Here is a 17,991-nt window from a genome sequence, read left to right as displayed (position 1 = left end):
AATTAAAATATTAATTTTGAGGGAAGAGGTATGAAAAAGGACGCAGAAGTTTACAAATATTTAAGACATAACATAAAAATGAATATGATAAATGGTCTTGCATGGGCTATAGGCTTTAATATGGTCAACCCTTTTATTGGCATATATGCTATAAAATTAGGAGCAAATGACTTTCAAGTGTCTCTTTTAAATTCTTTACCTGCCCTTATGGTGGTAATTGGAGTTATTCCTGTAACATATTTGATTAATAAATTAAAAGAGGTTCACAAATTTTCTTATATTGTACTTTATATCGCAAGAACTTTTTATTTTTTACTTGCTCTTGCTCCGCTTTTTAGTAAACAACTTCAACCGTGGATTGTAGTTATATTAGTGGGAATAATGAATTTACCTTCTATGACAGTTGGCATGTGTTGGCAATCATTTATGAGTGAATTAATTCCTCCAGAATATAGAAGTAAAGTTTTCGCTGACAGAAATTTTTGGACGACAATTGTGGCAACAATTACAGTTTTGGTAACAGGATGGTTGCTTGATAAAATAGTTTTCCCTATTAATTATCAAGTAATATTTACTGTTGCATTTATTTTCGGATTAATAGAATCTTATTATTTTTCAAGGTTTCATGTGGTAAAAAGGGATTTGGATGAAGCCAAGTCCGGAAGTTTTTATGAAGCTTTTAGAAACATGTTTGAGTCTAAGAAATTTATATATTTTAATGTAACTTCTTTTATATATTATTTTGCATGGATGATGGCTTGGCCCATTTTTACCATATATAAGGTAAATTTTTTGCATGCTAACAATGCATGGATGAGTATATTTACTATTGTTTCCTCTATTGGGTCTATTTTAGCTTTTTATAAATGGGCTGACCTGTCCAACAAAAGGGGAAACGGATTTGCTGTTGCATTAAGTGCATTGCTTCTAGGATTTATTCCCCTCATGTGGGCTACAGCTAAAAACCTTTATGTTGGCGCTATTTTTGATTTTTTAGGGGGTATAGCTGTAGGAGGTTATAACATGTTGCTCTTAAATTGGTTGCTAGAGCTTTTACCTCCTACTTCAGAAAAAATGAGTTACATCGCCGTGTTTACATTAATTACTCAAATTTCCGCTTTTATTGCTCCTATGTTTGGAATGTGGCTTTATACACAAATGGGTTATGTAGCTTTTATGATTTTAACAGGTATTGCAAGAATAGTAGTAAGTATTTTGTACTTTTTAGTAGCTAATTATGAAGATGAGATTAAAGAAATTGAAGCAAAGCAGTGAGGAGGAAAAATATGAGGTATATTACTGCAGGGGAATCCCATGGAGAAGCTTTAATTGCTATTATTGAAGGCCTTCCATCAAATCTCTTTATTGACGTAGAATTTATAAATAATGAGCTTAAAAGAAGGCAAGGGGGTTATGGAAGAGGGGGAAGAATGGCTATTGAAAAAGATGAAGTACACATCTTGAGTGGAGTAAGACATGGCAAGACTATCGGAGCACCTCTTACATTGGAGATTATAAATAGAGATTATACAAATTGGAAAGATAAAGAAATTCCGCCTATAACAAGACCACGCCCTGGTCATGCAGACCTTGCTGGTGCTATTAAATACAATCAAAGAGATATTAGAAATATTTTAGAGCGTTCTAGTGCCCGTGAGACCGCGGCAAGAGTGGCTATAGGAAGTGTGGCAAAATTGCTTTTAAAAGAACTAAATGTTTCAGTAAAAAGCAAAGTATTAGAAATAGGTGGTGCAAAAACAGAGGAAGAGTGGATTAAAGTAATTGAAGAGGCAAAGGCTAAAGGCGATACTTTAGGAGGTATAATAGAAATAGTAATTGAAGGGGTGCCTATAGGATTAGGCAGCCATACTCAATGGGACAGGAAATTAGATGCTCTGCTTTCTTATCATATAATGAGTGTTCAAGCAATTAAGGGAGTAGAATTTGGTTTAGGCTTTGAGGCAGCCAAAAGACCCGGTTCCTTAGTCCATGATGAAATTTATTATGAGGGAGATAAAGGTTTTTACAGAAAGACAAATAATGCAGGAGGAATTGAAGGAGGAATATCTAACGGTAGCCCTATAGTGATAAGAGCTGCCATGAAACCAATTCCTACTCTTTTAAAACCCCTTACTTCTATTGACATAAATACTAAAGTGGAAGTAAAAGCTGCTTATGAGCGTTCAGATGTGACTGCTGTTGAAGCTGCTGCCTGTGTTTTAGAAGCAGTTTGTGCTTGGGTGATTGCTGATGAAAGCCTTAAAAAGTTTGGTGGAGACTCAATTGATGAGCTAAAAAGAAATTATATTTCTTACTTGGAGTATGTGAGAAATTTTTAGGGTGGTTAGTTGTATAATTAAATGCAACAGATAAAAAAATAGAAACCATAGTGAAAATCGTGTATGATATAGGTGTCAACTAAACATCATACAAGGAGGATTTTCACTATGGTTCATAATAATGATACCACAAAAAAGCGTTCTTTTAAACACTTAAGTAGCTATGAACGAGGAGAGATCTATGCATTACTCAAAGAAGGAAGAAGTATTCGGTATATTGCTAAAAAACTTAATCGATCTCCAAGCACTATAAGCCGTGAAATTAAACGTGGAACTACTACACAACTTAGAAGTGATTTATCTTCTTATACAAGCTATTTTCCTGAAACCGGTCAAGCTATCTACGAAAAAAATCGTTCAAATTGCGGAGCTAAATTTAAAGTAGCTAAAGCAGAAGATTTCTTGAAATATGCTGAAAATAAAATATTAAATGAAAAATGGTCACCAGATGCAGTTGTAGGCTATTGTAAAAAAGACCCAAGCTGGAATAATAAAACTATTGTTTGTACTAAAACACTGTACAACTATATAGATAGAGGATTATTAGAAGTTAAAAACATTGATTTACCTTTAAAACTACGTTTAAAACCAAGGAAGAAACAAAATCGTAAAAATAAACGTATTATGGGTAAAAGTATTGATTTTAGGCCTAAAGAAGTTGAAAGCCGTGAAGTTTTTGGGCATTGGGAAATAGATACGTTAATTGGCAAGAAATCTAATGACAAGGTCCTTTTAACATTAATAGAGCGTAAGACTCGCCATGAAATAATATTCTTATTAGATGCAAAAGACAATAAATCTGTTAAAGATGCACTATCAAAATTAAAAGATATGTTTGGTGACAATTTAAGCAAGGTCTTTAAAACAATAACATCTGATAATGGTACAGAGTTTAGTGATTTAGAAAGTGCTCTTTTAGAATATGGCGTAGAAGTATATTATACACATCCATATTCATCTTGGGAAAGAGCTACAAATGAACGACATAACGGTCTTATACGACGTTTCATCCCTAAAGGTAAAAGTATTAAAGATTTATCTATAGATACGATAAAGAGAGTAGAAAACTGGCTTAATAACCTTCCACGAAAATTGTTAAATTACAAAACGCCTAAGGAATACTTTTATGAAGAGCTGGCAAAAATCTGTTAAGCCCATCCCTTATAAAGTTTAGAGCTCGTTCGTGATTTGTCAAGGGGCAGGCTTCGCCTGACTTTAACCCTTGACAAATCACGACCTTCGCTCAATTTGTTAACTAAGATGGGCTTAAGGTTATATATGATTTGTTCCAAATCCTATATCTACATGATTTTCATTAGGTGTTGCATTTAATATTGCAATTTATAAAATTTTTAGGGTTTAGCAAACATAAAAATAAATATTGACAAAAAAATAAAATAATGATAAACTAAAAAAGCGAATAAGTAGAAGCGCCCGCTTCTCACCTTTCACCGAAGGTGCAAAGGTTTCTTCAAAAGTATTTATCTTTGTTTTATTGTAAAGAAGCGGGTATTTCTATATCCGCTTTTATTTTTTCATAATTTTTAGGAGGTGCGTATTTATTAACAAAGAGCTGCAGGTCAATGAGGAAATAAGGGACAAAGAGGTAAGGCTGATTGACCAAGACGGTAAGCAAATAGGTATAATGTCGGCAAAGGAAGCTTATAAAATTGCTCAAGAGCGACATCTTGATTTGGTTAAGATTGCCCCTCAAGCCAATCCGCCCGTGTGCAAATTGATGGATTTTGGTAAGTATAGGTATGAACTTAGTAAAAGAGAAAAAGAGGCAAAGAAAAAGCAAAAGATTATAAATGTAAAAGAAATAAGGATGTCCCCGACTATTGAAGACCATGACTTTGGTGTAAAGTTAAAAAGTGCTATTAAGTTTTTAAAAGAAGGTAATAAAGTAAAAGTTACTATAAGATTTAGAGGAAGGGAAGCAGCTCACACTTCGTTGGCAGAAGACCTTTTAAAAAGGTTTGCAAATGAGCTCAGTGAGTATGGCGTTATAGAAAAAGCTCCTAATATTGAGGGGCGAAATTTAATGATGGTATTAACACCAAAAAGTTAGCAAAAATTACAGAAGGAGGATATATTTATGCCTAAAATGAAAACACATAGAGGAGCAGCAAAAAGGTTTAAAGTGTTAAAGTCAGGAAAAGTTAAAAGGTCGAGAGCTTATAAAAGTCACCTTTTGACACATAAAAATGCAAAAAGAAAAAGAAGATTGAGAAAAGCTACTTATTTGATAGGTGCGGATGCTAAAAATATCAAACGCTTATTACCTTATTCATAATAGATTAGGAGGTTTTTAAAATGGCTAGAGTAAAATTTGGGAAAGTGACGAGGAGAAGACGCAAGAAAATATTGAAGCTTGCAAAAGGTTATTTTGGAGCTAAGAGCAAGCTTTTTAGAGTTGCCAATCAAGCAGTAATGAAATCTTTAATGTATGCTTATATTGGCAGAAAATTAAGAAAGAGAGATTTTAGAAAGCTTTGGATAACAAGAATAAATGCTGCTGCAAGAGCCCACGGAATTTCCTACAGCAGGTTTATAAATGGGCTTAAAAAGGCTGGAATAGAAATTAACAGGAAGATGCTTTCAGAAATGGCGATAAACGACGAAAAAGCCTTTGCAGAATTAGTAAATATAGCTAAGCAGCAGTTAAACGCATAAGGCCAGTTTGTATGGCCTTTTGCTTTAACTAATTTTGTAAAAGAGTGGTTGAAATGTTAATTACGAGTGAAAACAATGACCTTATAAAAAAAATAAAAAAGCTAAAAGACAAAAAGGGCCGATACGAAGAAGGACTGTTTTTTGTAGAGGGTACTACAAGTGTATTGGAGGCTTTAAAAAGTGACTTTGAAATAGAGTACATAGTTATGGGGGAAGGGGTTAAAATAGATATTCCCAAAGGTGATTTTGAAATTGCACATACTACTGAAAGAATCTTTAAGAAACTAAGTGATACAGTAACTCCACAAATGGTGATGGCGATTATAAAAATACCAAAATATGAAGAAAATACGTATATAAAAGAAAAGGGTGTATATGTTATAGCAGACAATATTCAAGACCCAGGAAATTTAGGTACTATAATACGTACGGCTGATGCGTTTGGGGTTAGTGCTATTTTTACTATAAACAACTGTGTGGATATTTTTAATCCAAAGGTTTTAAGAGCCTCTATGGGTTCTATTTTTCACATTCCTGTCATAGCTACTACTTCACAAATTTTGTTAAAACTTAAGCGAAGAGGAATAAAAGTTTTTGCAACTCACTTAAAAGCTCAAAAATTAGTTCATGAATGCAATATTTCGGATAAAATAGCTTTTGTTTTGGGAAATGAAGCAAAAGGTGTCAGTGTTGTAGATCTGGTTGATGACTTTGTGAAAATACCTATGACAGGGGAGGCAGAGTCTTTAAATGTTTCAATCGCTGCTAGTATATTTTTATACGAATCTCAAAGGCAGAGGTTGATAAAAAATAATTAGGATGGTATAATCTTAAAAAAATATTTCAAAATGCTATGAAGGAGTAAAGTACATTATCGAAAATCACAGGGAGATAACACCGTAGACTGAGAGTGTTATCGTTAGGTAGATAATGGAAAGTTCCCTCCGGAGCAGCGTGCTGAACTAATAGTAGGCATTGCCGGTCATACCGTTATCCAAATGAGTGAGCATTTTTTATAAAATGCTAATTTAGGTGGTACCGCGGATTCTTCGTCCTATTGACGGAGGATTTTTTATTTTAACTAATACACCAAAAGAGGGGTTGGTTTAAAGATGGAAGAATTGTTGCGCAAGCTTTATGAAGATGCACAAAAAGAAATTCTGTCAGCTGATAGTTTACAGCAAATTGAAAACTTAAGAGTTAAATACTTAGGTAAAAAAGGCGAATTGACGCAAATTTTAAGGGGAATGGGAAGCTTAAAGCCTGAAGAAAGACCTGTAATTGGTCAAATTGCCAATGAAATTAGAGAGAAAATTGAGGGTTTACTCACAGAAACAAAAAATAAAATTGCCCAATTAGAAAAAGAAAAGAGGATAAAAAATGAGTACATAGACATAACTATGCCGGGTAAACCTTATGAGTACGGTCACAAACATCCCATGACACAAGTATTGGATGAAATTAAAAAGATATTTTTAGGATTAGGCTTTTCTATTGCAGAAGGGCCAGAAATAGAGTTTACTTATTACAACTTTGAGGCATTAAATACTCCAGAGGACCATCCAGCTAGAGACTTACAGGATACCTTTTATGTGACTTCTGATATACTTTTGAGGACTCAAACATCCCCGGTACAAGTAAGGACTATGGAGAAAAATAAGCCTCCAATAAGGGTTATATCTCCTGGAAGGGTTTATAGGTCTGATGAGATAGATGCAACTCACTCTCCAGTATTTCATCAGATGGAAGGGCTTGTAGTAGATGAAGGAATAACTATGGGAGATTTAAAAGGAGTTTTGAATATATTTGCGAAAAAATTTTTTGGAGAAGACACTCAAACCAAATTTAGACCTCATTATTTTCCCTTTACAGAACCCAGTGCAGAAATGGACGTGAGCTGTTTTGCTTGCGGTGGAAAAGGTTGTAGAGTTTGCGGTTATACTGGTTGGATTGAAATTTTAGGTGCAGGCATGGTACATCCTAATGTTTTGAGAATGTCTGGTATTGATCCTGAAAAATACAGTGGATTTGCTTTTGGATTGGGGATAGATAGGATTACAATGCTGAAATACGGAATAGAAGATTTGAGACTTCTTTTTGAAAATGATTTAAGGTTTATACAACAGTTTTAAAGGGGTGGTCGTATGTTAGTGTCACTTTCGTGGTTGAAAGAGTTTGTTGACATAGATGAAGATGCGAAAGCTATTGCTGAAGGCCTTACTATGTCAGGGTCAAAGGTAGAGACTATAACAAGTTATGGGAAAGAAATTTCAAATGTGGTGGTAGGGAAAATTATTTCATTAGAAAAGCACCCTAATGCTGATAAATTGTTAGTTGGTATTGTAGATGTAGGCACTGAAAAACTACAAATTGTAACCGGAGCACAAAATATTAAAGTGGGGGATTACATACCAGTAGCACTTCATGGCGCAACTCTTCCTGGAGGAGTTAAGATAAAAAGAGGCAAATTAAGAGGAATAGAATCCAATGGCATGATGTGTTCTGCTGAAGAGCTAGGACTTGATGAAAGCCTGCTGCCAGAATATCAAAGAAACGGAATTTTTATATTACCACCTTTTCCATTAGGAATGGATATAAATGAAGCTCTTCAGCTAAAAGACGATGTATTGGAATTTGAGATAACGCCCAACAGACCTGATTGTTTGTCAATGGTAGGAATAGCGAGAGAGGTAGCTGCGACTTTTAAGAAAAAATTTAAAATGCCAGTGGTAGAAGTTAATGAAAGCGAAGAACAAAATCCTGCAAAAGTGACTATTGAGGCTACGGATTTGTGCTTTAGATATGTAGCAAGGGTCGTTAAGAATGTGAAGATAGGTCCTTCTCCTATGTGGATGCAGATGCGTCTTTTAAAAGCTGGAATAAGACCTATAAATAACGTGGTGGATGTTACAAACTATGTGATGTTAGAATTAGGTCAGCCCTTACACGCTTTTGATTTGGACAAAGTTGAAAACAAGCGTATAATTGTGAGAAGGGCAAAAGAAGGAGAAAAATTAGTTACATTGGATGGAAAAGAGAGAACTTTAGACAGCTCAATGTTGGTTATTGCTGATGAGAAGAAAGCTATAGGTTTGGCAGGTGTAATGGGAGGAGAAAATACGGAGATAACTGACACTACTGTAAATATTTTAATAGAAAGTGCTAATTTTAAAGGAAGCAATATAAGGCATACTTCTAAGAAATTGGGTTTAAGAAGTGAAGCTTCTTCAAGATTTGAAAAAGGTTTAGACCCAGAGATTACAGTTTTAGCTTGTGAAAGAGCAGCACAGCTTATGGAAAAATACTGTGGTGGTACAGTTTTAAAAGGGCTTGTGGACGAGTATCCAAAGCCAATTGAAAAAACAGTTTTAACTGTAAATCCTCACAGGATTAATAGATTTTTAGGCACAGAGCTTCCGACATCTCAAATGATTGAAATATTGGAGTCTTTAGAGTTTAAAGTTCTACAAAAAGGCGATGACCTTGAGATAACAGTTCCGCATTTTCGCAGAGATGTGACAATGGAGGCAGACATTGCAGAAGAAATAGCGAGGTTATTTGGATACAACAACATACAAGATAGCTTAATGAAAAACGCTCAAACGACATTGGGGGCAATGACAAAAGAACAGGAATTAGAGGAAAAAATAAAAGAAGTGCTGTTGGCTTGCGGATTGAATGAAATAGTTACGATATCTTTTATGGGAAGCAAAGACTTAGATAAAATCAATGTGCCTTTAGACAGTCCATTGAGGAAAGCAGTTAAAATTATAAATCCTTTGGGAGAAGACCAAAGCCTTATGAGAACTACTCTACTGCCTTTTATATTGAATGTAGCTTATACCAACTATAGTAGAAAAGTACAAGATTTCAAAGTTTTTGAAATATCTAAAGTCTTTATGCCAAAAGAATTACCCTTAAAAGAATTACCACAGGAAATAAAGACTATTGCAATAGGAATGTACGGGAAAGATGTGGATTTTTACTCATTAAAAGGAGTAATAGAAGCACTTTTTGAAGTAATGGGTATAAAAGGAGTAGAATATGTAAGGGCAGAAGATCCTTCCTATCATCCAGGAAGGTCTGCAAAAATTCTCCTAGGTGACGAAACATTAGGTATATTTGGAGAGATACACCCTGATGTTTTAGAAAATTACGACATACCTGTTAGAGTCTACGGTGGAGAAATAAACTTAGATAAAGTAATACAATATGCTAATGTAGAAAAGAGGTACATGCCTCTTCCCAAGTATCCAGCTGTAGAAAGGGATATAGCAGTTTTAGTAGATAGAGATATTTTTGTAAAAGATGTGGAAAAAGTTATACTTGAAACAGGAGGAAAACTTATAGATAAAGTCGAATTGTTTGACGTCTATAAAGGTCCTAACATCCCTGAAGGCAAAAAAAGCGTCGCTTTCTCTATCTGGTATAGGTCTTATGAAAGGACTTTGACAGATGAAGAGGTAAATGTAATTCACAACAACATTGTAGAGGCTCTTGACAAAAAATTAGGAGCCAAATTAAGATAAAAAAGGCTATTTTACAGCCTTTTTTATCTTTTATCTTAATTAAGAAGGAAATTGCACTTTAATGTAGAAGTAAATAAAATAACAAAAGATTAAGGGGATGTTTTTGTGGAGTTAAATAAAGTTACCGTGATTATCAATGGGAATGAATATATTTTAAAATCTGATTATCCTGAAGAGCATGTAATAAAACTTGCCAATTATGTAGACAATGTAATTAAAGAATTGCTCCAAAACTACGAAAAGTTATCACAAATGCAACTACTACTTTTGTCGTCTTTAAATATTGCAGATGAACTTTTTATTGCAAAAGAAGAAAATAATGCTATCAAAAAGGAATTGCTTTCTTTAAAAGCAGAATTAGAAGAAAAAAATCGCTATATAAAACAATTAGAGGAGGAGCTTACTAAAACTAAACAACAGCTTTTAGAGACAGAGGAAGAGTTTCGGCAGTTTATAGAAACTTTTGATGAAGAAAAGTAAAGGTGATTGGATGAAAAAAGTTGAATTATTAGCTCCAGCAGGAGATTATGAGGCTTTAACGAGTGCAGTTAATGCAGGATGCGATGCAGTGTATCTAGGAGGAAAAAATTTTGGTGCAAGAGCTTATGCAACCAATTTTGACTATGATGATTTAAAATCTGCTGTAGAATTCTGCCATTTAAGAGATGTCAAGGTATACGTTACTGTAAATACCCTTGTAGCGAATGAAGAATTTGAAAAGCTGGTGAACTATTTAGATTTTTTGTATTCTATAGGTGTTGATGCAGTTATAGTGCAGGATATGGGAGTATTAAAGTTTTTACGAGAAAATTATCCTGATTTAAAAGTTCATGCCAGTACTCAAATGACAGTTCATAATTTAGAAGGAGTACAGGAATTAGCTCAAAAGGGAGTTTCACGGGTTATTTTATCAAGAGAGCTTACATTAAAGGAAATAAAGGATATAGTTCAAAATTCTAACATTGAAATAGAAGTTTTTGTTCATGGAGCTCTCTGCGTCAGTTATTCCGGACAGTGCTTTATGAGTAGTATACTAGGAGGAAGAAGCGGAAACAGGGGAAGATGTGCACAACCCTGCCGTTTAAAGTATTCTCTTGTAGATAAAGAGGGAAAAGTTTTAGAAAAGGATTTACACCTTTTGAGTATGGCGGATTTATGTACTATAGAACATATACCAAAACTCATTGAGGCGGGAATCACTTCTTTTAAAATAGAAGGTAGGATGAAAAATGCCGAGTACGTCGCTTCGGTTGTAAAAGCCTACAGAGAAGCTATTGACAGTTTTTATGAGAGCAAAGCTTTTGATTCAGGTAAAGCTATAGAAGAGATGTCTCGAATTTTTAATAGAGGATTTTCTACTGGCTATCTTTTTGGAGTTAAACCCTCTAAAATGAGTTATATTTCCCCTAAAAACACGGGAGTTGCTGCTGCAGAAGTGATAAGTGTAACTTCAAAAACTTCAAAACTGAGGCTTTTAAGGGATATTGCAAAAGGTGATGGGATTTCTGATGAAAAAGGAGAAAAAGGACAAAAAGTTGAAATAATATTTAAAAATGGGAAGAAGGTAGATAGAGCTTATGAAGGAGACATAATAGAACTACCTCTTAAGTTTTATGTAAAAGAAGGAGAAATATTAAATAAAACTTATGATGCATTGTTAAATGACAAGCTGAAAAACTTACCTTCCAAAAAGATTCCTATAAAAATTTATGCGGAGTTAAAAAAAGGCAAACCTTTGTATATAAAGATACAAGAAGGAATTCGTACAGTAGAAGCTTATAGTGATGAAATAAGTCAGATAGCAGAAAAAGTTTCTATTGATGAAGATTTTTTGAAGGATAAACTTACTCAAATAAATGATACAGCCTTCTACGTAGAAGAAATAGAGGTAGTAGTTGAAAAAGGCCTTTACATGTCTGTAAAGGGAATAAAAGAGGCGCGAAGAAAAGCAATAGAAATGTTAGAAAAGAGAAAGTTAGACTATTATAAAAGAGAAGAAAAGCATACCTTTTTTATTCTGCCTTCTTTCAAGGAGAAAAAGGAAGAAGTAAGTTTAACTTTTTATACTGATAAGCTTGAACATTTGAAGATGGCCAGCCAATTGGGTATAGAATACGTCTATTTCAATTACAAGCTTGATATAAAACTTTTTAAAAAAGGTTTAGAACTGACAAAAGATTCAAAGACAACGGTTATAGCTGCTTTCCCTTCTATATTGAGGGAAGAGATAAAAAGAATAAAGCCTCAATTAGAATTTTTACAAGATATGGGGATAAACAAAATTTTGGTTTCAAATTTAGGGCTTTATCATATTGCAAAAAATTATGACTTTGAGATATTTATAGATTATCCTTTGAATATTTTCAACAATTTAGCTGTAGATTACTTTAAACCTTACGCTGTGACTTTATCTTATGAACTTACGCTGGAGCAGATTAAAGATATTGCCAAAAGAAGTGATGTAAAATTTGAAGCTTTAATATATGGTAGACTGCCTCTTATGACAATGGAATATTGTCCAATAAGAAATTTAGTAGGCTGTGACAGAGAAAGGTGTGAAAAAGGTTATTATTTTCTAAAAGACAGAAAAGGCAAATTAATGCCTCTTAAAAGCAATGGTTTTTGCAGGATGCAGATTTTAAACGCAGATGTGCTTTTAATGTTAAGCATAAAGGAGCTTAAACAAGCTGGACTTTCTTTTTTGAGGATACATGATACAATAGAAAAAGATGAAGAAATAGAGAAAGTTTTAAAAATGCATATTGAAGCTTTAAAAGGGAATGAAATTGAAATTTTAGAAGGAAAATATACAAAAGGACATTTTTACAGAGGAGTTTTGTGATGGTGAGAGGAATTAATAGTAGAGCAATAAAAAGTCTTGAATTTGACAAGATAGTGGAGTTTATTGTTGGCTATTGTGATTCGGATTTAGGCAAACAAAAAGCTTCAGATATTGTCATAAAAAAAGACATAGAGGAAATAGAGAGGGAATTAGATTTACTGAATGAGGCAATTAGCTTTATTTCCTCCTATGGAGGTATTTCTTTTGCTTTTGAGGACATAAGGGATTATATAAAAAAAGCACAAATAGATTCCGTGCTTTATAACCAAGAGCTTTTAAAGATAAAGAAATTTCTTAACTTGGTAAGCCAAATAAAAGGCTATTTTAAAAATCTTCAAGAAAGTGATAGATTTGTAAGGTTAAAAGAATATGATAAAAAAGTCTTACCGATAAAAAATTTGGAAAAAAGGATTGAAAATATAATAATTTCAGAAGATGAAATAGCAGATGATGCTTCTCCAATGCTTAAAGCTTTAAGAAGGCAGAAATTGAGCATAAATGAAAAAATAAGGGCGACATTGAATTCAATAATTTCTACACGTCAAAAAGAATTGCAAGAGCCTATTATAACTGTAAGACAGGGAAGATACGTTGTACCTGTAAAACAAGAATATCGCAGCACTTTTAAAGGTATCGTCCACGACCAATCCTCCAGTGGTGCTACTCTTTTTATTGAACCTATGCAAGTGGTTGACTTAAACAACGAATTGAGACAAGTGGAATTAAAAGAGAAGCAGGAGATACAGAGAATACTTTTTGAACTTTCTCAAGAGGTCAAAAAGTATTCACAAATTTTATTTGATGACATTGAAATAGTTTCAGACTTAGATTTTATATTTGCTAAGGCTAAATATTCTTTAAAGCTAAAAGCCGTAAGGCCAGAGCTAAACACAATGGGATATATTAATTTAAAAAAAGCAAGGCATCCTCTCATAAATCAGGAAGTAATTGTCCCTATAGATATATATATAGGAGACCAATTTAATACTTTAGTCATTACTGGCCCTAATACAGGTGGGAAAACTGTAACTTTAAAAACAGTGGGACTTTTAACTTTAATGGCAATGGCGGGGCTTAATATTCCTGCGGAAGAAAGGTCACAGGTTTCAATATTTGAGGAAGTTTTTGTGGATATAGGAGATGAGCAGAGTATTGAACAAAGCTTAAGCACTTTTTCTTCTCATATGACGAATATTGTAAGTATACTCCAAAAAGTAAACAAAAATTGCCTTGTTTTGTTAGATGAATTAGGGGCAGGTACAGACCCTATAGAAGGTGCTGCTTTGGCTATGAGTATTCTTGATACCTTGCATAAGATTGGTGCGAAGACAATAGCTACTACCCATTATAGTGAGCTAAAGCAGTATGCCTTAAAAGCACCAGGAGTAGAAAATGCCAGTGTGGAATTTGATGTTGAAACTTTAAAGCCTACCTATAAACTTATAATAGGTCTTCCTGGGAAAAGCAATGCCTTTGAAATATCTAAAAGATTAGGACTTCCTCAGCAAATAATAGAAAATGCGAGAAAGTATATTTCAGGAGAAGCTTTAAAATTTGAAGACATAATTGCAGACGTCGAAAGTAAAAGAAGGGAATTGGAAAAGGCAAATCAAGAAATAGCTTTTTTAAAGAAAGATGTAGAAATTTTAAAAGAGGAATTAGAAAAAGAAAAGAAAAAATTGCAAAGTGAAAGGGATAAAATATTAAAAGAGGCGAAAGAAAAGGCGAGAAAAATAATACAAGAGGCGAAATTTACCGCCGAGGAAATAATTAAAAAAATAAAAGAGGCAGAAGAAAGCACACAAAATAAAGACAGGATAATACAAGAAGTAAGAGAAGAATTAAAGAAAAATTTAGAAGAATTAGAAGAAGAAGTTTTAAAACCTAAAGAGGCTCACTACAGCAGAATCCCTGATAATTTAAAAGAGGGACAGACAGTCTATATAGTACCTTTGGACCAAAATGGGATTGTACTTTCTCTTCCTGACAAATCGGGAAATGTAGAAATACAGGCAGGAATTTTAAAGATGACAGTTCATATAAGTAATTTGAGGGTAGCAGAGGAGAAAGAAGATGAGGAAGTAAAAAAAGGCTACAGCAAATTTGTACACGAAAAGTCTCAATCTATAAGCACTTCCATAGATGTAAGAGGTAAAAACCTTGACGATGCTTTATTAGAGGTGGAAAAATATATAGACGATGCTTATTTAGCCGGACTTAAGGAGGTGACAATTATTCACGGACGTGGTACAGGGGTGTTAAGGACAGGGATATCACAATTTTTAAGAAGCAATAAGCATGTTAAATCTTTTAGATTAGGTAAATACGGTGAAGGAGGAGACGGCGTTACTATAGTAGAATTAGCTGATAAATAGGGGATGGTAAAATGTATTTGGTAAGTGCTTGTCTTGCCGGAGTTAACTGTAAATACGATGGGGGAAACAATGAAAAAGAAGAAATAAAAAGATTAGTAGAAGAAGGGAAGGCTATTTTAGTTTGTCCTGAGCAATTAGGTGGACTTCCAACTCCGCGTCTACCCTCTGAGATAAAAGGTGATAAGGTTTTTAACATTGAAGGAGAAGAGGTTACAGAAAATTTCTATAGAGGAGCCTATGAGACTTTAAAAATTGCTAAAATGTACAAGATAAATGAGGCAATTTTTAAGGCTAAAAGCCCTTCTTGCGGCTGTGGAGAAATTTACGATGGCACTTTTTCGGGAAATTTGATAGATGGAAATGGAATTACCACAAGGATTTTAAAGGAAAATGGGATATCTGTTATGACAGAACATGATTTTTATAAAAAAATAAAAAATGAGTAACCAAAACACCTCCTCTAACATAAAATATAGGGGAGGTGTTTTGCTTGAAAAGGAAAAAATGGGGACTGAGGCGCGTTAATTCGTTTTACATATATTTGATTTACATAGTTGTTTTATTTGCGATTTTATACTATTTTACAGAATATCGATTAAAACCGGCTATTATAGCAGTAAGTGAAACTTTAGCAAAAGAAACAGCTGTAAATACTATAAATGATGCTATAAATGAAAAAGTGTTAAAAGGAATAGAGTATAAAGATTTAATCTATGTGAGAACTGATAACAATGGCAAGGTATCTATGCTTCAAGCAAATACTATTGAGATGAATCTTTTAGCTGCCAAGATAACAAAAGAAGTCAAGGAAAATTTAAACAATATAGGACCTTTGCATGCCAAAATTCCCTTAGGTTCTGTGTTTTCCAGTGATTTATTTGCAAATGTAGGACCTAAAATAAAAATTGGGCTTTTGCCTGTGGGAGCAGTGGATGTGGATTTTAGTTCAGAGTTTGAACCTGCAGGGATAAATCAGACAAGGCATAGAATATATTTAGACATACAAACTACAATACGCATAATTGCACCATTAGCATCAGATAAAGTAGCAGTTACACTTCACATGCCAATAGCAGAAAGTATAATAGTAGGAGATGTGCCTGCCAGCTATGTGGATGTAAATGGCGACAAATTTACGATTCCTGTACCTCAATCACCAAATTCAAAAGTAGAAATACAAAAATAGCTATTGAATTTTTAAAAGGATGTGGTATAATAAAAAACGTGTGATATGTGGGGGTGTAGCTCAGTTGGGAGAGCACCTGCCTTGCAAGCAGGGGGTCAGGAGTTCGAATCTCCTCATCTCCACCAATTAAAGATAAAGATTACCCGAGAAGGGTATTTTTTTTTGCTTTTTTTCTTTACCTTAGCAATTTTTTCTTTAAAATGCAGGATTTTTTTGTTCTTTGTCGAATTATAAAAGAAGTGAGGCTCAGGAGGTGAAATACATGAGTCTTAACATGGAAGTTGCTTATAAAAAGCGATTAGATAATATCGTAGAAAAAACTATTGAAGTGATTGAAAACAGCAAGGAGCAAATTTTTGATATTTTAGAAAAAGCAAAAGAAGAAGCGAGAAAGTTAGAAGGGCAATTAGAAGAGCTAAAAGTCCAAGTTGTAAATGTGATAAAAGAAGTAGAACTGTGTGAGAGAAGAGAAAAAAAGTGCAGGTTAAAGCTGGCATTCGTAAGCAAACAATTTGGCCACCTCTCTGAGCAAGCTATAAAAGAAGCCTATGAAGAGGCAAAAGAAGCACAAATAGAGTTGGCATTAAAAAGACGGGAGGAAAAAGAATTAATTGAAAAAAGGAATGAATTAGAAAGGAAACTTTTAGATACCAAAGCCATTATAGAAAAAGCTGAAAAACTTGCATCACAAATTAATATAGCTCTTAATTATTTAAACAGTGATTTGAAAGAAATGAATATGCGGTTTGAACAGTTAAAGGACAAGCAAGCTTTGAGCGTAAAAATTATTGAGGCTCAAGAAGAAGAAAGAAAAAGAATTGCAAGGGAAATTCACGATGGTCCCGCACAAGCTATGGCAAATGTGCTTTTAAAGTCTGAGCTTTGTGAAAGGTTGATAACTAAAGATGTTGAACAGGCGAAAGTGGAGCTCAAAAATTTAAAGGATATAGTGCAGCAGTCGTTGAAAGAAGTGAGGAAAATAATATACGATTTAAGACCTTCAGCTCTTGACGATTTAGGACTTATTCCTGCTCTTTCAAGGTATATAAAAAATTTTTCAGAAGAAACGGGCATTGCTGTTGATTTTACTGTTTTATCAGATTATAAAAGACTCAGTCCTGAGATTGAGATAACCTGTTTTAGGGTTATTCAAGAAGCTCTTACAAATATAAAAAAGCATTCTAGGGCGAAAAATGCCTCTGTTAAATTTGAATTTGGCATGCGATTTATCAGCATAATTATCAAAGACGATGGCATTGGATTTGATAAAGAAAATATTGGGCAAGGATATGGTCTAATGGGCATGAAGGAAAGAGTAGAAATTTTAAATGGCAAATTTGAAATAAGCAGTTTTAAAAATAAAGGGACTCAAATTTATATTTCTATACCTGTAAGGGGTGTTGAGGATGATCAGATTATTAGTGGCTGATGACCATGCCTTGATAAGAAAAGGATTAGTCCAGCTTATTGAAATGGAAAATGATATAAAAGTTATCTCTCAGGCTTCGAATGGGGAAGAGGCTTATAAACTTGCAAAGAAATTTATGCCTGATTTAATACTTATGGATGTGAATATGCCCGTGATGAATGGTATAAAGGCAGCAAAGATGTTAAAAGAAGAAAAACATCCAAGTAAAGTGTTGTTTTTAACTATTTACAATGACAGAGAGTATCTTTTAGAAGCGCTTAAATTAGGAGTAGAAGGGTACATATTAAAGGATGCGGAATATGACGATTTAATAAAAGCGATAAGGACTATTTACAATGGAGGAGTTTATATTCATCCTTCTTTAATGGAAGAAATAGACAACATAGACCATGAAAACTTGAAAAAAGACCTCACACCAAGAGAGATAGAGATTCTTAAACTTATTTCTAAAGGGTATAGCAATAAAGAAATTGCACAAAAACTATTTTTAAGCGAGAAAACTGTCAAGAACCACGTTTACAATATTTTCAAAAAATTAGATGTGAAGGACAGAACTCAAGCTGCTATTTATATGCTTAAAAATGAGACAATTTTACAAATATAAATTGCAATATT

The 17,991-nt window shown here is 33.7% G+C and carries 16 protein-coding genes, 1 tRNA gene and 2 other annotated features; all 17 genes read left to right on the top strand.

The genetic code is table 11. From position 1 onward, the window contains the following. Window positions 1-30 precede the first annotated feature (30 nt). The 17 genes from EB239_RS11080 (at window position 31) to EB239_RS11000 (ending at window position 17,980) form a co-directional block, all read left to right on the top strand. Complete coding sequence (locus tag EB239_RS11080) at window positions 31-1,275, top strand: MFS transporter (RefSeq protein WP_003871460.1); 1,245 nt, start codon at window positions 31-33, stop codon at window positions 1,273-1,275. An 11-nt stretch (window positions 1,276-1,286) separates the two neighbouring features. After that, entirely contained in the window at window positions 1,287-2,339 is a 1,053-nt protein-coding gene (locus EB239_RS11075) for a chorismate synthase (RefSeq protein WP_003871459.1), read from the top strand. 108 nt (window positions 2,340-2,447) lie between these two features. Continuing rightward, the gene (locus tag EB239_RS11070; protein ID WP_129545147.1) at window positions 2,448-3,491 is read left to right on the top strand and encodes an IS30 family transposase; all 1,044 of its coding nucleotides are present in this window, start codon (window positions 2,448-2,450) and stop codon (window positions 3,489-3,491) included. Window positions 3,492-3,755: 264 nt separating this feature from the next. Continuing rightward, window positions 3,756-3,878: a sequence feature (ribosomal protein L20 leader region), on the top strand. Continuing rightward, window positions 3,859-4,410, top strand: a complete 552-nt coding sequence (gene infC, locus EB239_RS11065) for a translation initiation factor IF-3 (protein WP_004401900.1) — start codon at window positions 3,859-3,861, stop codon at window positions 4,408-4,410. (Overlaps the previous feature by 20 nt.) A 27-nt stretch (window positions 4,411-4,437) precedes the next feature. Then, window positions 4,438-4,635: a 50S ribosomal protein L35 gene (gene rpmI, locus EB239_RS11060; protein WP_003871006.1), complete on the top strand. Its 198-nt coding sequence runs from the start codon at window positions 4,438-4,440 to the stop codon at window positions 4,633-4,635. Window positions 4,636-4,655: 20 nt separating this feature from the next. Continuing rightward, entirely contained in the window at window positions 4,656-5,015 is a 360-nt protein-coding gene (gene rplT, locus EB239_RS11055; RefSeq protein WP_003871005.1) for a 50S ribosomal protein L20, read from the top strand. A gap of 53 nt (window positions 5,016-5,068) precedes the next feature. Further along, a complete protein-coding gene (locus EB239_RS11050; protein WP_003871004.1) occupies window positions 5,069-5,833 on the top strand; it encodes a TrmH family RNA methyltransferase in 765 nt (254 codons plus the stop codon). A 26-nt stretch (window positions 5,834-5,859) separates the two neighbouring features. Then, window positions 5,860-6,075 (top strand) — a binding site (T-box leader). A gap of 52 nt (window positions 6,076-6,127) precedes the next feature. Further along, entirely contained in the window at window positions 6,128-7,147 is a 1,020-nt protein-coding gene (gene pheS, locus EB239_RS11045; protein WP_003871003.1) for a phenylalanine--tRNA ligase subunit alpha, read from the top strand. A gap of 12 nt (window positions 7,148-7,159) precedes the next feature. Continuing rightward, window positions 7,160-9,544 (top strand): phenylalanine--tRNA ligase subunit beta, encoded by a 2,385-nt coding sequence (gene pheT, locus EB239_RS11040; RefSeq protein ID WP_042835587.1) that lies wholly within the window; start codon window positions 7,160-7,162, stop codon window positions 9,542-9,544. A gap of 105 nt (window positions 9,545-9,649) precedes the next feature. After that, window positions 9,650-10,024, top strand: coding sequence for a cell division protein ZapA (gene zapA, locus EB239_RS11035; RefSeq protein ID WP_003867245.1), 375 nt, complete (start codon window positions 9,650-9,652; stop codon window positions 10,022-10,024). A 10-nt stretch (window positions 10,025-10,034) separates the two neighbouring features. Beyond that, window positions 10,035-12,386, top strand: coding sequence for a DUF3656 domain-containing U32 family peptidase (locus EB239_RS11030; protein ID WP_003871001.1), 2,352 nt, complete (start codon window positions 10,035-10,037; stop codon window positions 12,384-12,386). Further along, a complete protein-coding gene (locus tag EB239_RS11025) occupies window positions 12,386-14,761 on the top strand; it encodes an endonuclease MutS2 (RefSeq protein WP_003871000.1) in 2,376 nt (791 codons plus the stop codon). Before EB239_RS11030 ends, EB239_RS11025 begins: the two co-directional genes overlap by 1 nt. An 11-nt stretch (window positions 14,762-14,772) precedes the next feature. Beyond that, a complete protein-coding gene (locus EB239_RS11020; RefSeq protein WP_003870999.1) occupies window positions 14,773-15,207 on the top strand; it encodes a DUF523 domain-containing protein in 435 nt (144 codons plus the stop codon). Between the two features lie 44 nt (window positions 15,208-15,251). Further along, on the top strand, window positions 15,252-15,947 hold the full coding sequence (yunB, locus tag EB239_RS11015) for a sporulation protein YunB (protein ID WP_003870998.1): 696 nt from the start codon (window positions 15,252-15,254) through the stop codon (window positions 15,945-15,947). A gap of 49 nt (window positions 15,948-15,996) precedes the next feature. Further along, a tRNA-Ala gene (locus EB239_RS11010) sits at window positions 15,997-16,072 on the top strand. A gap of 137 nt (window positions 16,073-16,209) precedes the next feature. Further along, complete coding sequence (locus EB239_RS11005) at window positions 16,210-17,376, top strand: sensor histidine kinase (protein WP_003870997.1); 1,167 nt, start codon at window positions 16,210-16,212, stop codon at window positions 17,374-17,376. Beyond that, a complete protein-coding gene (locus EB239_RS11000; RefSeq protein WP_003870996.1) occupies window positions 17,354-17,980 on the top strand; it encodes a response regulator in 627 nt (208 codons plus the stop codon). Before EB239_RS11005 ends, EB239_RS11000 begins: the two co-directional genes overlap by 23 nt. Window positions 17,981-17,991: the final 11 nt, after the last annotated feature.

It is taken from the genome of Thermoanaerobacter ethanolicus JW 200 (assembly GCF_003722315.1).
GTDB lineage: Bacteria > Bacillota > Thermoanaerobacteria > Thermoanaerobacterales > Thermoanaerobacteraceae > Thermoanaerobacter > Thermoanaerobacter ethanolicus.
Note: the sequence above shows the minus strand (reverse complement) of the source record. Positions and strands in the feature narration are given on the sequence as shown.